This window comes from uncultured Devosia sp. (genome assembly GCF_913055165.1).
Lineage (GTDB): Bacteria > Pseudomonadota > Alphaproteobacteria > Rhizobiales > Devosiaceae > Devosia.
In genome coordinates this window covers 1-15,091 of sequence record NZ_CAJXJS010000029.1, presented here as the reverse complement: position 1 = coordinate 15,091, position 15,091 = coordinate 1, and the positions used below count along the sequence as shown (strand labels likewise).

General features: G+C 63.1%; 14 protein-coding genes. 8 read left to right on the top strand and 6 right to left on the bottom strand.

All coding sequences use genetic code 11. The features are described 5' to 3' along the window. Positions 1-28: 28 nt before the first annotated feature. Both QZ564_RS10975 and QZ564_RS10970 read right to left on the bottom strand, forming a co-directional pair. Positions 29-1,768 carry an ABC transporter substrate-binding protein gene (locus QZ564_RS10975; RefSeq protein ID WP_297109297.1) on the bottom strand — a complete coding sequence of 580 codons (1,740 nt, stop codon included), beginning with the start codon at positions 1,766-1,768 and terminating at the stop codon, positions 29-31. Between the two features lie 478 nt (positions 1,769-2,246). Next, a complete protein-coding gene (locus tag QZ564_RS10970; protein WP_297109294.1) occupies positions 2,247-2,921 on the bottom strand; it encodes a GntR family transcriptional regulator in 675 nt (224 codons plus the stop codon). A 120-nt stretch (positions 2,922-3,041) separates the two neighbouring features. Here QZ564_RS10970 and QZ564_RS10965 point away from each other — a divergent pair, with 120 nt between their 5' ends. Genes QZ564_RS10965 through QZ564_RS10930 form a run of 8 tightly spaced genes read left to right on the top strand, consistent with a single transcriptional unit; the run spans position 3,042 to position 11,606 of the window. Then, entirely contained in the window at positions 3,042-4,406 is a 1,365-nt protein-coding gene (locus QZ564_RS10965; RefSeq protein WP_297109291.1) for an acyclic terpene utilization AtuA family protein, read from the top strand. After that, positions 4,403-4,783, top strand: a complete 381-nt coding sequence (locus QZ564_RS10960; protein ID WP_297109288.1) for a hypothetical protein — start codon at positions 4,403-4,405, stop codon at positions 4,781-4,783. The genes QZ564_RS10965 and QZ564_RS10960 overlap by 4 nt, the downstream gene beginning before the upstream one ends. 22 nt (positions 4,784-4,805) lie before the next feature. Further along, the gene (locus QZ564_RS10955; RefSeq protein ID WP_297109285.1) at positions 4,806-6,371 is read left to right on the top strand and encodes an ABC transporter substrate-binding protein; all 1,566 of its coding nucleotides are present in this window, start codon (positions 4,806-4,808) and stop codon (positions 6,369-6,371) included. A gap of 2 nt (positions 6,372-6,373) precedes the next feature. Next, on the top strand, positions 6,374-7,276 hold the full coding sequence (locus QZ564_RS10950) for an ABC transporter permease (RefSeq protein ID WP_297109282.1): 903 nt from the start codon (positions 6,374-6,376) through the stop codon (positions 7,274-7,276). A 1-nt stretch (position 7,277) separates the two neighbouring features. Beyond that, complete coding sequence (locus tag QZ564_RS10945; RefSeq protein WP_297109279.1) at positions 7,278-8,222, top strand: ABC transporter permease; 945 nt, start codon at positions 7,278-7,280, stop codon at positions 8,220-8,222. Continuing rightward, positions 8,219-9,238 (top strand): ABC transporter ATP-binding protein, encoded by a 1,020-nt coding sequence (locus QZ564_RS10940; RefSeq protein WP_297109275.1) that lies wholly within the window; start codon positions 8,219-8,221, stop codon positions 9,236-9,238. The genes QZ564_RS10945 and QZ564_RS10940 overlap by 4 nt, the downstream gene beginning before the upstream one ends. Then, positions 9,235-10,179 (top strand): ABC transporter ATP-binding protein, encoded by a 945-nt coding sequence (locus tag QZ564_RS10935; protein ID WP_297109272.1) that lies wholly within the window; start codon positions 9,235-9,237, stop codon positions 10,177-10,179. Before QZ564_RS10940 ends, QZ564_RS10935 begins: the two co-directional genes overlap by 4 nt. Continuing rightward, complete coding sequence (locus tag QZ564_RS10930) at positions 10,176-11,606, top strand: carboxylesterase family protein (RefSeq protein ID WP_297109269.1); 1,431 nt, start codon at positions 10,176-10,178, stop codon at positions 11,604-11,606. Before QZ564_RS10935 ends, QZ564_RS10930 begins: the two co-directional genes overlap by 4 nt. A gap of 148 nt (positions 11,607-11,754) precedes the next feature. On the opposite strand, the gene QZ564_RS10925 is transcribed toward QZ564_RS10930, so the two are convergent. The 4 genes from QZ564_RS10925 to QZ564_RS10910 all read right to left on the bottom strand — a co-directional run. Then, the gene (locus tag QZ564_RS10925; protein ID WP_297109263.1) at positions 11,755-12,615 is read right to left on the bottom strand and encodes an alpha/beta hydrolase; all 861 of its coding nucleotides are present in this window, start codon (positions 12,613-12,615) and stop codon (positions 11,755-11,757) included. After that, positions 12,612-13,388 carry an ABC transporter ATP-binding protein gene (locus tag QZ564_RS10920; RefSeq protein WP_297109260.1) on the bottom strand — a complete coding sequence of 259 codons (777 nt, stop codon included), beginning with the start codon at positions 13,386-13,388 and terminating at the stop codon, positions 12,612-12,614. Before QZ564_RS10920 ends, QZ564_RS10925 begins: the two co-directional genes overlap by 4 nt. Beyond that, entirely contained in the window at positions 13,381-14,232 is an 852-nt protein-coding gene (locus tag QZ564_RS10915) for an ABC transporter permease (protein WP_297109257.1), read from the bottom strand. The genes QZ564_RS10920 and QZ564_RS10915 overlap by 8 nt, the downstream gene beginning before the upstream one ends. 2 nt (positions 14,233-14,234) lie before the next feature. Further along, positions 14,235-15,091: NrtA/SsuA/CpmA family ABC transporter substrate-binding protein (locus QZ564_RS10910; RefSeq protein WP_297109255.1), on the bottom strand; the 857-nt coding region annotated here is incomplete at its 5' end.

Here is a 15,091-nt window from a genome sequence, read left to right as displayed (position 1 = left end):
CTCTCCCGGGCAGGCAGGGTTGCGACCCTCAGCTTTCGGCCCAGCGGGCCACGAGCTCTTCGTAGGCGATGGTTTCCCCCGGCGGCTTCTCGTTTTCGAGCTTGGCCTTGGGCCCATCCGCCTTGCCGAGCCATTCGGACGGGTCGACAGGGTCGTTCAGGCGCGGGCCGCAGCCACCATAGACATTGGCACTTTCGTCCGCCGCCTGCATGCGCGCCATGGTGATGTCCATTTCCTCGGCCAGGCGGTCCATGGCTTCCTGCGGCGTGAAGGCACCGGAATTCACGTCACCGATCTGCTGCCACCAGATCTGGGCGAGCTTGGGATAGTCGGGAACGTTGATGCCCGTCGGCGACCAGCGCACGCGGTCGGGCGAGCGATAGAACTCGACCAGACCACCCAGCTTGGGCGCCCGTTCAGTGAAGCTCTCATGCCGCACGGTGGAGTCGCGGATGAAGGTGAGGCCCACGTGGGATTTCTTCACGTCGACGGTCTTGGAGACGACGAACTGGGCATAGAGCCAGGCCGCCTTGGCACGGTCTTCAGGCGTGGACTTGAGGAAGGTCCAGGAACCAACGTCCTGGTAGCCGACCTTCTGGCCTTCTTCCCAGTAGGGGCCGTGCGGCGAGGGCGCCATGCGCCAGAGCGGCATGCCATCAGCATCCACAGTGTTGTTGCCTTCCGACAACGGCTTGACCATGTCGGCGGTAAAGGCGGTGTACCAGAAGATCTGCTGGGCGACATTGCCCTGCGATAGTGCCGGCAGCGACTGGTAGAAGTCGTAGGACGCCGCACCGGGCGGGGCATATTCGCGCAGCCACTCGTCCCACTTGGCGATCGCATAGACCGCCGCCGGGCCATTGGCCTCGCCGCCGCGGCTGACGCTGGCGCCGACAGGGTTGCACGAACCGGCCTCCATACGGATGCCCCATTCATCGATCGGCACGCCGTTCGGTTCGCCCTTGGTGCCGGCGCCGGCCATCGACAGCCAGGCGTCGGTCATGCGCCAGCCCAGGTCGGGCGCACGCTTGCCGTAGTCCATGTGGCCGTAGATCGGCACGCCATCGATCTCCTTCACATCGTTGGTGAAGAATTCGGCAATGTCTTCATAGGCCGACCAGTTGACCGGAACGCCCAGATCGTAGCCGTATTTGGCCTTGAAGGCGTCCTTCAGGTCCTGACGGTCGAACCAGTCCTTGCGGAACCAATAGAGGTTGGCGAACTGCTGGTCAGGAAGCTGGTAGAGCTTGCCGTCGGGCCCGGTGGTGAACTGGCGCCCCATGAAGTCCTCGAGGTCGAGGTCCGGGTTGGTCACATCAGACCAGCCCCCCTCCATCATGTCGCTGAGCGGATAGGCCAGCTGCAGCCGCGAATGGGTGCCGATGAGGTCGCTGTCGTTGACGTAGCCGTCATAGAGGTTGCGCTGCGTCTGCATCTGCGTCTGCACCGCCTGCACCACTTCACCCTCACCGAGGATCTGGTGGTTCACCTTGATCCCTGTGATTTCTTCGAAGGCCTGGGTCAGTACCTTGGATTCATAGGAGTGCGTCGGAATGCCTTCCGACAGCACGTTGATTTCCATGCCGGCATAGGGTTGGGCTGCATTGATGAACCATTCCATCTCCGCCATCTGCTCTTCTTTTGAAAGCACCGATGGCTGAAATTCCTGGTCGATCCACTTCTGCGCAGCCGCAGCATCGGCCAAAGCCGGGCCGGCTCCCGCAATGACAGCGCTCGCTGCCACTGCGGAGAGAATGTACTTCCGCATCCTGTCTCCTCCCTGAGATATGTGAGCCAGCTCCCACTGGCTGACGCGATAATCAGCCCGCCCATCATCATTTGTCAAACTAAAACTTTAGTAGACAAGTGTGTCGGCCAATTCCCATCTTAAGCTATTGAAAAAACGTGCTAGTTTCCAGCGCCTGACATGCCACACTGCGGGGCGTGGCCGCGCCATTGGGAACACTTGCGGGCGCCGTTGGCCGGTCCGGCCCGGCTCAGTCCGTGGATCGAAACCGACCGGCAGCATGAAGGGCGCGCATATGAGTATTGCAGCCTTTTTCAACTCAAGGAGCGTGAGCCGACCGCTATGGGGGTTGCGTATCGGAGGGGGAGCAATGCCCCCGTTAGCGAAAGACCGGCCGACCGCGGCCCCATTCCGGTTATGCAACTCTTCACGGGCTGCTTCCAGTGGTGGACATGGCTGATCAAATTCGCAAACGACCAGTTTGGGTCGACAAGATCGTCTAGATCGATCCCTGGATATAGGTCGCCTTGAGATAGAACTCCTTGGGGCCCTGAATATGCTTGCGGATGATCCCGGCCAATTCCTCCGGGGCGCCGCGGGCAATGGCGTCGATCATGTCGAAATGCTCGCCAATGGCGATCTCGCGCAATTCCTCACTGGGAAAGGCGCGGGTGCGGATCGGGTGAGTTGCGAATGTGTAGTGCAGGATGGCATCGGCCAATTGCTGGTTGCCGGCAGCCCGGTACAGCACTTCATGAAAAACGTTGTTGAGTGAAAAGACCTCGCCATAGCGCTGACTGCGCGAGGCTTCGCGGTGGCGCGTGGCGATATCGGTCAGTTGCGAGACCAGTTCCGGCCCTGCCGGGCGGTCGAAATGGGTGGCGGCGCGCGTCTCGAGGCATTCGCGGATTTCGTAGAGTTCCTCGACTTCGGCGATGGAGTAATCCCGGACCTGCACGCCCTTGTTGGGTTGGCGGATCACCAGCCCGACTCGTTCCAACTCGTCAAAGGCGCGGCGCACGGCGTGCCGCGTTGCACCGGTACGCTCGATGATCTCGTCTTCCACCAGACGTTCGCGGGGGCGGAGCTGGCCCGCAATGATCTGGCGCTGCAGGTCGCGATAAACGGCGTCCCAGTTTTTCGTCTGATCCGACAAAGGCTTGGCAGTTCGCATCCGCCCCACGACTCCTAATCGATCTTTTGCGGCATCCTACCCAGTTTCCCACAACCACACAATCATCGTTGACATTATCGATAATGATACCGATGATCATGACGATCAGGGAGGATCGCGGTGTATCGCATCGGTAGTGGCGCCGGCTTTTCAGGGGATCGTGTGGATGCCCCCCAATCCGTGGTGGCAAGCATCGCCGCTGCCGGCCAGGGCGGCGCGATCATTTTCGAAACGCTGGGGGAACGAACGCTGGCCCTGGGGCAGATCGCCCGCAAGCATCATCCCGAACGCGGCTACGAGCCGCTACTTGAAGATCTGCTCGAGCCCATCCTGGCCCAGTGCGTAACCCATGGCATCGTCATCGTGGGCAATTTCGGCCAGGCCAACCCGCCGGCGGCCGCCGCCGTCATCCAGGCGATGGCGGCGCGGCTCGGGCTTGGATCCTTGCGCATTGCGGTGGTGGAGGGCGATGACCTCACCGGCCGCATCGACCTCGATCAGACCGAGCGATGGGATGGGGACGGGCGCTTACCCGAGATCGAGGGGGACGTGATTGCCGTTAATGCCTATCTGGGGGCTGCACCGATCGCCGAGGCAATCCGGGCGGGTGCGCAAGTCGTTGTCACTGGAAGGGTGGCCGATCCGGCCCTAGTGTTGGGACCCTTGGTGGCCCATTTCGACTGGTCGTGGGACGACCTCGATCGCATCGCGGCCGGCACCCTTGCCGGGCATTTGCTCGAATGCGGCTCGCAGGTGTCAGGTGGGTTCTTTGCCGATCCAGGGTTCAAGGACGTCCCGGGTACGGCAGATATCGGCTTTCCCATTGCCGAAGTCGAGGCCGATGGCAGCTTCGTCATCACCAAGGCGGAGGGCACTGGAGGCGTTGTCGACCTGCGCACCGTCAAGGAGCAGCTGCTCTACGAAATCCACGATCCGGCAGCCTATCTGACGCCCGATGTGACGCTGGATGTCACCGGGGTCGAACTTGCCAAGGACGGTCCCAACAGGGTGCGTGTCACGGGGGCGCGTGGCCACGCCGCGCCGCCGCGCCTCAAGGCGACAGTGAGCCTTTATGGTGACTGGCTGGGCGAGGCCGAAATTTCCTATGCCGGACCCAATGCGTTGGCGCGGGCGCGGCTCGCAATCACCACGATCAATGAGCGCATCCGTATGCGTCAACTCGGTGTCCGCCATCGCGCTGATGTCATCGGGGCCGTCAGCACCTTCGATTCCGACGAGGGCGATCTTCTGGTCGACTATGAGGATGAGGCGCCCGGCGACTATCGCGTGCGCTTTGCCTTCGGCGGCAATTCCCAGCGTGCCGTCGAACAGGCCGTGCAGGAGGTCAATGCGCTCTATTGCTGCGGCCCGGCCGGGGGCGGGGGCGTGCGCCAGAGCGTGCGGCCGCGCGTCCGCACCATTTCACACATGGTGCCGCGGGACCTGGTCGAGGCCCGCTACCGGTTCGCGGAGCATCATCCATGAGCGGTCACTTCGCCACCACGGCCCTGCATCGGATCGCCCACGGGCGCTCGGGTGACAAGGGCAACAGGCTCAACGTCAATGTCATCGCCTACGAGGCGCGTCACTGGCCGGTCTTGCTGTCCGAAGTCACCGTTGAGCGCGTGGCGGCGCTGTTCGCCCATCGCGGCGTGACGCAGGTGACGCGCTACGAACTGCCGCGGCTGGGCGCCCTCAATTTCGTCATCGAGGACGCACTTGAAGGTGGGGTCAATTCCAGCCTCGGGCTGGATACCCACGGCAAATGCCTGAGCTATCTGGTGCTCGGAATGGAGATCCGCGTGCCTGTCGAACCGGGAGAGGGCCCAAGGCCGTCGCCCCAACTGCAAACCGCCCCCTAGCGGGCGAAAGGGAGGAAAGAGCATGAAACTCACATCAACACTGCGTGGTGGCCTTTTAGCCGGCGCGTCACTCGCCATCCTGGCCGTCCCGGCGCTGGCCCAGGATTTTCCGCAAGGCGGCACGCTGCGCATCGGCATTTCGCAGATGGCACCGTCGCCTGACCCGGTGGTGACGACATTCGGCGTCAACTGGGCCACGGCTGGCGTCGTCTGCGAAGGCCTGTTCGCACTCGACGAGAGCTGGACGCCCCAGCCCATGCTGGCCGACAGCTTCTCCTATGGCGAAGACGGCAAGACCCTGACCGTCACTCTGCGCGACGGGCTGAACTTCCATTCGGGCGCCGCCCTGACCTCAGCCGATGTTGTCGCCTCGCTCAACCGCTTCCGGGAATCGGCCGGTATCGGCGCTGCTTTCAAGGGCGCGGTGTCTTCCATCAGCGCGCCGGACGACAAGACGGTGGTGTTCGAGATGGCTTCACCATCCCCGATCGTGCCGGGCCTGTTGGCCGGTACCCAGGCCGTCATCATGTCGAGCGCCTCGCTTGAAGGGGCTTCGCCCACCGAGGCCACCCGCGGGCTCGACTGCACTGGCCCCTACACGCTCGCCGAATATCAGCCGGACCAGGGCGTCACCATGACCCGCTGGGACGATTATGCCGCCCGCAGCGAGCCGACATCGGGCGCCTCGGGCAAAAAACAAGCCTATGCCGACCAGATCAGCTTCCGCCTGATGCCGGAGGCCTCGGTGCGGCGCGACTCGCTGATCACCGGGGAAATCGACATCGCCAACGAGTTGCCGAGCGACTTCTACGATGCGCTGCAGAACGACCCCAACACCGAAGCAGTGGTAGTGCCCAACAACCAATCGCTGACCGTGGTGTTCAACACCAGGGAAGGCGTCGCGGCCGATGTCAATCTGCGTCGCGCCATCTACCATGCGCTCGAGATGGAGCCGATCATGCTCGCCTCGGTGGGCAATCCCGAGTTCTACACGCTCGACCCCAGCTGGATCCCAGACCCGAACTCGTTCTGGTACACCACGGCCGGTGTTCCCGAGGGCTTCGGGACACCCGATCCGGACAAGGTGACGGAATATCTGGCGGCGTCAAACTATGACGGCGAGCCGATCCGCTGGTTGGTGGCCTCCGAGCAGTACCAGAAGCATTTCCTGACCGCGATCACTGCGTCCCAGCAGCTCGAAGAATACGGGATCAATGTCGAGATCGTGGAGTCGCCGATGGCCAACTATATCCAGGCCCGCGCCGACGCTGCCCAGATGGATGCTTTTTCGAGCTTCCTGCCGACCTATGTGGACCCGACCTCGATCGCCTATCTCAACGCCAGCTATCCCGGCTTCTGGGAAGACCCGGAAAAGATGGCCCTGATGCAGGAAATCGCCACGACCATCGACCCGGAAGCGCGCAAGGCGATCTTCGAGAAGATCCATGCTCTGGCCTATGACCAGTTCCCGTTCATCAAATACGGCACGGAGTCCAACATGTATGGCATCCGCCAGGGCGTCGGCAATCCGGCCCGTATCCCCTCGCGTTCGGGCGACTACTATAACGTCGCGCCGCCGGCGAACTGATCATGAGCATGACGCAGGCGACATCTCCCGACCGCCTGGCCGGTGGTGACGAAGAAAGCTTCGTCACCACCAACAAGCCGGTCTGGCAGCGGCTGGTGGCCAATCCAACGGCCATGACCTCGATCATCCTGCTGGTGGTCCTGGCGCTGAGCGCGGTGCTGGCGCCGCTCCTGGCACCGGGCAACCCGCTCAAGGTCAGCCCTGCCGACCGGTTCATTCCGCCTGGTGCCGAGCACTACTTCGGCACTGACAATCTTGGGCGCGACATGTTCAACATGGTGCTGCATGGGGGACGGACATCGCTGTTTGTCGGCCTCGTGGTCACTGCCATCTCAATGTCCGTCGCTGTCGTCCTAGGCGCCATTTCCGGCTTCTACCGGCAGGTCGACATGGTGCTGATGCGCATCGTGGACGGCCTGATGGCGTTTCCTGGCATTGTGCTGGCCACCGCCGCTGCTGCCATCATGGGGCCGTCCATGTCCACCGTCATCACCTCACTCTCCATTGTCCTGGTTGCGCCTTCGCTGCGGGTGGTGCGCGGGCAAGTCCTGGTGGTGCGCGAATTGCAGATGATCGAAGCGGCCCGTTCCGTCGGCGTACCGACGCTGCGTCTGTTCACGCGATATATCCTGCCGGCAGTCAGCTCCCCAATCCTGGTGCAGGCATCCTTCATCTTCTCGGCTGCCGTGCTGGGCGAAGCCGGTCTGAGCTTTATTGGCGTCGGCATCGGCCCGAAGGAGCTGAGCTGGGGCAATGCCCTCACTGAGGCACGCAATTACATCGCCCAGGCGCCCTGGATCGTGCTGTTCCCGGGCCTGGCGCTGATGCTCACCATTCTTGCGCTCAATCTTCTGGGCGACAGTCTGCGCGATATTCTCGACCCGCGCCTGGCACGGAGGCGCTGACATGCTGCGCTATCTCGGAAAACGCTTCCTCCTCATCCTCCCCACGATCTTCGTGCCGCTGATCCTGGTCTTCCTGCTGCTGCGCCTGTCGCCGGGTGACCCCGCCGGCATGATGCTGGGCGACCAGGCCACTGCCGAGCAGATCGCCGCCCTGCGCAACCAGCTCGGCCTCGACCAGCCGATCTGGGTGCAGTTCCTGTTCTGGATCAGGGGCATTGTGACGCTGGACCTGGGCAATTCGATCTTCTTCCGCGAACCGGTGATGCAGATCATCCCGCGCTATGCCGGGGTGACCATTCTCCTGGCGGTGGTGGCGCTCGCGCTGGCGGTGCTGATCGGCGTGACCCTGGGTCTGATTTCGGCGATGAACCGGAACAAGCCCATCGACCGGGGCGTGGTGACGGCAGCCGTATTGGGGATTTCGCTGCCCGAATTCTGGTTTGCGCTGCTGCTGATCTTCGTCTTTGCAGTGACGCTGCGCTGGTTTCCTGTGGCGGGCTACAATCCGCCGACTGCCGGTCTCATTGCCTTTGGTGCCACGATCTTCCTGCCGGCCCTGGCGCTGGGCGTGCGCCAATCGGCTCTGATGACCCGCATGATGCGCTCGTCCATGCTCGATGTGCTCAACGAGCCCTATATCACCACCGCACGGGCCCAGGGCCTGCCCGAAAGCACGGTGATCGGCCGCTATGCCATGCGCACGGCCGCCATGCCGGTGATCACCGTCGCCGGTCTTTCGGCGGGCTATCTGCTGGGTGGCGCGGTGACCATCGAGATCATCTTCGCGCTGCCGGGCCTGGGGCGCATGCTGGTCGAGGCCGTGGGCCGGCGCGACTATCCGCTGGTCGAGGGCGGCGTCCTTGCCATTTCGCTGGTGCTGGCCGTGCTCAACCTGGTCATCGACCTGATCTACGCAATTCTTGACCCCCGGATCCGCTACCAATGACCGCGCATATCACACCGCTGCCGGCCGAGACTGTATCGCCAGGAGCCGCCCGCAAGACCGTACTCGAAGTCGAGAACCTCAGTCTTGCCTTCCGCAACGCCGACGGGCTCCTTCCCATCGTCACCGATGTCTCCTTTGCCATTGCCGAGGGCGAGGCCGTGGCGCTGGTGGGAGAAAGCGGGTGCGGCAAGTCGATCACGGCTTCGGCCATCATGGGCATCGCCCCCGACAACGCCGAGATTGCTGGCAATATCACGCTGAACGGGACGGTAATTTCCGCGCTCCCTCCCAAGGACCGGCGCAGGCTTTGCGGCAGGCATATGGGTTTCATCTTCCAGGAGCCGATGACGGCGCTGCATCCCACGCTCAGCATCGGGCGGCAGATGACCGATACGCTCCGGCACAATCTGGGGCTCAGTCACAAGGACGCCACTGACAGGGCGGCCGAACTGCTTGATCGTGTCGGCATTCCCAGGGCCCGCGACATTCTCCGGGGCTATGTACACGAGCTCTCTGGCGGCATGCGGCAGCGGGTGATGATCGCGCTCGCCATTTCCTGCGGGCCCTCGCTGATCATTGCCGACGAGCCGACCACGGCGCTCGATGTGACCATCCAGGCGCAGGTGCTCGATCTGCTCGAGGACATGCGGCGTGAGCTCAACCTGGCCATGCTGTTCATTACTCACGATCTCGAAGTGGTGGGCGACTTCTGCGAGAAAGCCGTGGTGATGTATGCGGGCGATGTGGTCGAGCGCGGGTTTAGCGCCGATATAGTGCGCAGCCCGGCCCATCCCTATGCGCGCGGCCTTATCGATGCGGTCCCGGCGCATGACGACGGGCGGACCCGCCTCACCCCGATCCTGGGCACCGTACCCCCGGTCGGCCAATGGCCCGAAGGTTGCCGGTTCGCGCCGCGCTGTGGCCGCGCCGACGCCCAGTGCAGGACCCGACCATCGCTGGAGCGGCACGGGGTGACCGACGCCCGCTGCTGGCATCCGCTGGAGGACCGGCCATGACCGAGCAGAGCATTTTGAGCGTCACCGGCCTCAGCAAGTCCTTCCGGGCCGTCAAGGCGGTGCGCGATGTCAGCTTCTCGATCCCACGCGGCAAGACCTTCGGCCTGGTCGGTGAGTCGGGTTCGGGCAAGTCGACGACCGCGCGGCTGGTCCTGCGCCTCGTCGAGCCGACAACCGGGTCCATCAGCTTCCGGGGCAGGGACCTGGCCGAGCTTGCCCCCAGGGCGCTGCGCGCTGAGCGCCGGCATATGCAAATGATCTTTCAGGATCCGTTCGGTTCTCTCAACCCCCGCATGAGCGTGCGCGAAACGCTGGTCGAACCCCAACTGGTGCATGATATCGGCACGCCCAGCGATCGATTGCGTACAGCCGAGCGCCTGCTGGCCGAAGTCAGCCTGCCACGGGCGGCGCTGGACCGGTTTCCGCATGAGTTTTCCGGCGGACAGCGGCAGCGCATCGCCATTGCGCGGGCATTGGCAACCAATCCCGAATTGATCGTGGCTGACGAGCCGGTGAGCGCGCTGGACGTTTCAGTACAGGCACAGGTGCTCAACCTCATGCGCGACCTGCAGGACCGGCATGGCACCACCATGCTGTTCATCTCGCATGACCTGCGGGTGGTCCAGTTCATGTGCGACGAGATCGGCGTCATGTATCTCGGCGAAATCGTGGAGCAGGGGCCGCGCGACCGCATCTATGGCGCGCCGGCCCATCCCTATACGCAAGCGCTCCTTGCTTCAGCCCCCGGCAAGGGAAGCGGCCAAAGGGCACGGCTCAAGGGTGAAATTCCCAGCGCCCATGCCGTGCCCAGCGGCTGCGCGTTCCGGACACGGTGCCCGCATGCCTTTGACCGTTGCGTCAACGAAAAGCCGGCAATGCGCGACATTGGCGGCGGCCAGAAGGCAGCCTGCCACCTGTTGGACAAGGCCGAAGCGGCATGACCGACGCCACTCCTATTGAAATCCGTAGCCGTGACGCGACCTATCGTGGCCTGAGGGACGTCAGGGGCGATCGCTTCCTGGGCATTCGTTATGCCGATGCCCCGATCGGGCAAAGGCGGTTCAAGCCGCCCGAGCCGCTTGAACCCCAAGGTCTGGTCGACGCAACGCGCTACGGGTTCGCGCCCCCACAAGCACGGCGCCCGATGCCAGCCTGGGCACCGAAAGGGGATGGGTTCGAGACCGGCGAGGACTGCCTCAACCTCAATCTCTACACGCCGACCGCCGACAATGGCCGCCGGCCCGTGATCGTCCATGCCTTCGGGGGTGGTTTCCAGGGCGGGGCCGCCCAAGGTGGCTGGCTGGACGAGGTGGGCTTTACCCAGCGTGGTGACGTCGTGCTGGTCCGGCCCAATATGCGGGTCGGGGCGCTGGGCTTCCTGCATCTGGCCGACGCCTTCGGGCCCGACTATGGTGCCGTCAATCGCGGCATGCTCGATTTCGTCGCCGCGCTCCGCTGGGTGCATGAGAATGTCGCGGCTTTCGGCGGCGACCCTGACAATGTGACCCTGGTCGGCATGTCCTCGGGTGCCTTCACCATCTCCGCCTTGTTCGGAGTGGGGGGGCTGGCCCATCTCTATCGCCGGGTGTGGGTGATGAGTGGACCGTCCAGCCGGATCATCGACAGTGCCACGGCCTCCGCTTTGGCCGCTGATTTTCTGGGCAAGACGGGTATCAGTCCGGGCGACGTTGCGGCCTTGGAAGCACTGCCGGTTGAGACCATCCTTTCCGTACAGGAGCAGGTGCTGGCGACCCATCTGGGCGAGCGCAACGCACCGGGTGGCCGCACCTTCGGCATCGTTCTGGATGGGGCAAGCCTTCCACGCCATCCACTGGATGGACTCGCATCGGGCCGCTTCAAACAGCACCGGATCGTCACCGGCTGGACGCGCGACGAAGCGCGCATGTGGTACGCGTTCGGACTGATGCCGGAGGTGCCGGATCGTCAAGCCCTTCTTGCCTCGATTGCCCGTTTCCACCCTGATGATGCCCAGGCCCGATTGACGGCACTGGAAGCAGAACGGCCTGGGCTGAGCTTCACCGAATATGAGGAAGTATTCCTGTCTCGCGCGATCTACCGCGATCCCGCGCTCAGGACCCAATCGGTCCATGCGGCCGCGGGCGGCACAGGCTATGCCTATGAATTCTGCTGGGTGCCTGACTTCGAGAACGGGCGGTTGGGCGCCGCGCATGGCTTTGACGAACCGTTTGCCTTTGGTCAGCTCGGTTGCATTCCTCTCGCTAGCGGGAATGCATCGGCCTCGGCCCTGGCGACCGAGTTGTCTCGATCGCTGTTGCGGTTTGCGCGCTCCGGTGACCCAGGATGGGAGGCCGCCTCGTCTGAACAGCACATCCATAGGTTCCTCTAGCCACCCAACAGGTCTTCCTTGGCAGGAGTGCGCCCTTCCTGTCGTCGACCCCGTTGCCTGGCTGGGTACCATCGTGATTGTTGCACCCAAGACGATGATGTGGACACAGGGCAGGGGCGATGTGGTCAGGGCCTCGGCGATCCAATGTTCAGGACAGTCCGCCAAGTCGTGCGGCCTCACGCGCCAGCAGTCCATCCGGCTGCGCAAGCTGTTCGAGAATGGAAAAGTGATTGCTCCCCTCTATGGGCACGAGGAGTCCGTTCAACCCCCCTGCCTGCCAGGCAGCCAGATAGTCTCGTGACTGGCGCTGCAGTTCGGGCAGTTCCGCTGTGCCATAGGCGACAACAAGGTTGCCTGCCCGGCTCGGCAGGTTCTGCATCGGGCTGAGGCGTTGGACGTCCTCCCGGATAAGGCCCAACTTGTCGTTGAGAGAACCCAACAGGATCGGTTCGAGATCAAATACGCCGGAAATGGTCAGGCCGGCATCGACCTCGGCCATGTCCATCGCGCTGGCCGCTAGGTGCCCACCCGCGGACCATCCGGAGATCACCAGTCGGTCCTTGCCGGTGCCGAGGTTTGAAGAACTCTGACGGATAAAGGATATCGCAGCCCGGACTTCTGCAACAATTTCTGCCAGGGACGCGTCAGGCGCCAGCGTGTAGCCGACCAAAGCGACATCCAGACCGGCGGTGATCGGCCCCTGGGCCATGCAGCCGAATATTTCCTTGGAATTGCGCTGCCAGTAACCGCCGTGAACAAACACCAGCATGGGTGCATCAGCATGGCCGCAGCGGTAGATGTCGATGCGGTTGCGCTCCCTTGGTCCATAGCGCAGGTCCAGCAGATGACCGGGTTCTGCCCGAAGCGCCGCAGTCCTTGTATACCAGCCTGCAAGGTATTGTCCGCTCTCGGCTACAGCGCCGCTATTGTCATAGGCGCGGTCCAGGGCAGCTCGGTCCATGCCGCGCCAGACTGGAGGGTCATTCTTCTCCTCCACTACGAAGCTCACGCGGCGACCTTCCCGTGATGGCTGTGCAACTTGCCGGACAATGACCGTCGGAGCTCGTTGAAGTCCTGGCTGGATACGTCGCGCGGTCTGGGCAGGTTCACGGTGATGTCGCTATCGATACGCCCCGGCCCGGCACTCATGACGATGACCCGGTTAGACAGGACGACCGCTTCTTCAATGGAGTGGGTGACAAAGAGCACGGTCAGCTTGGTGCGATCCCACAATTCCAGCAGCTCGTCTTGCAACCGCTCTCGCGTCATCGCATCCAGGGCACCGAACGGTTCGTCCATCAGCACCATTTCGGCCTCATTGGCGAGAACCCGCGCAATGGCCACCCGCTGCTTCATGCCCCCGGAGAGCTGGTGTGGATAGACGTCGGCGAATTTGCCGAGGCCGACCAGATCAATGAAGTGGTCTGCTGTGTCCTTGACCTCACGGCTGGGACGCCGGCGCGAAGCCGGGCCAAAACCGATATTGTCGCGGACCGTCAGCCACGGAAAGAGGCCGTAATCCTGAAAGACCATGCCTCGGGTCGGGTCTGGCCCTTCGATCGGCCGGTTCCACATCAGCACCTCACCGCTGCTTGCGGTTTCAAACCCGGCAACGATGCGCAGCAGGGTCGACTTGCCACAGCCCGAGGCGCCGAGCAGGCAGACAAACTCGCCTCGCTTCACGTCGAGATTGGCATCGCGCAGGGCCTCGATCTTGCGGCCCTTTACGTCGAAGGTTTTGCCGACATGGCGCAGGGACAGAATGGTGGGCGTGTCAGACATGGTTGGGGCTCCAGGACAAGAGCTTGCGGCCGATCATCAGGATGATGCGATCGGAGATGAAACCGGCGACGCCAATGGCGATCATGCCGCAGATGACGATTTCGGTGCGAGAGAGTTGCCGCGCCTCCATGATGATGGCGCCAAGGCCGGTGGGAACCCCGGTCATTTCGCCGATCACGATGATCATCCAGGCAAAGCCCAGCCCGAGGCGGAGACCAGTGAAGATAGCAGGCAGGGATGCGGGCAGGACAACCTTGGCAAATTGCGCCGAGGGTGTGCATCCCAACATGCTGGCCGCTTCGAACAGGCGCGGCTCGACAGAGCGCACGCCGAAAACGGTGTTGATCAGGATCGGGTAGAACGCGCCCAGGAAGACCAGGAAGATTGCGGAGGTGGGACCAATACCAAAGATGATCATGGCGAGCGGCAGCCACGCCGTCACAGGTATGGGCCGCAAGATCTGCAGCATCGGGTCGAGCATCTGGCGCACGACCTCGATACGCCCGATCAGCAAGCCAAGGGGCAGCGCTGCGAGGACTGCCAGAAAGAAGCCGCCATAGACGCGGGAGACCGAGGCGATGACGTGGGTCAGCAGTGTCCCACTGAAGAAGTCGTTTCGTATGCCGCCAAAGGCGAGGTCGTAAAAAGCGAGCCCCACCTGTGCGGGCGGTGGGATCAGGCTATAGGCTTTTCCGGCTGTCGCCAGATGCCACAAGATGAGCACCAGCAGGGGTAGCAAGAGCGCCAAGGCAGGTTGTTTGAGCCGCGCAGCCTCGAAGGCAATCTGCCTTCGAGGAGCGGTTGCGGCTGGCGGTGTCTGGTTCCGGTCGGCCGCGACACTCATGGCTAGGCCCCTTGTGCCAGTGCGTTGACAAAGCTGGTGTCAAACAATTGGTCGAAATCGGGAAGGGCCTGGATCTGATTGAGTTCCAGCATGTGCTGGGCGTAGGTCTTGGATTGGGTCAATTCTGTCTCCCCGAAATTCCAGGTCAGTTCCACATTCGGAGCCGAAAGCTCGATGGCAGCGCGGTCCTGACCCAATTTCATCACCGCCATGTCGACCATGGCTTCCGGATTGGCCATGGCGTATTCCGACGCCTGCCGGTGGATGTCGAGGATGACTGTGACCAGTTCGGGCCGGTCCGCCAACGTGTCACGATGGGCGCCGAAGATCATGTTGAGCGCCCCCATCTCGGTCCCATAGGGGTACTCCACAATCTTGCCGACACCCGTGGCCAGGCTGACACCCGGCGCGGGCTCTGCGCCGACATAGGCATCAATATCGCCACGGGCGAGCGCGAGGTGCATTTCGCTGAACGAGATGCGAACCGGGGTAATATCGGCAATCGACATGCCTTCCATGCGCAACCGTTCCAGGATGAACACTTCCTGGGTAGAGCCGGGCCAGATGGCGACACGTTTGCCCTTGAGGTCGCTGATCGCGCCGATGTCGCTGTCCTTCCCTGCGACGACGCCCATACCCTTGTTGCAGGCACCGGCAATCACGACGATGGGTTCACCGGCTGCCGCGCCCAGCGTGGCCGCAGCGATGCCGAACATGCCGAAGTCGACAGATTTGGTCACGACGGCGTTCTTGCCCTCGGTCGGGCTTTCAAATGGAATGACTTCGACCTTGTAGCCGGCAGGGGTGAACTGCTCGTAGAAATGCGGCGCGATCGAATGGATGGGTTTGAGGGCGCCCA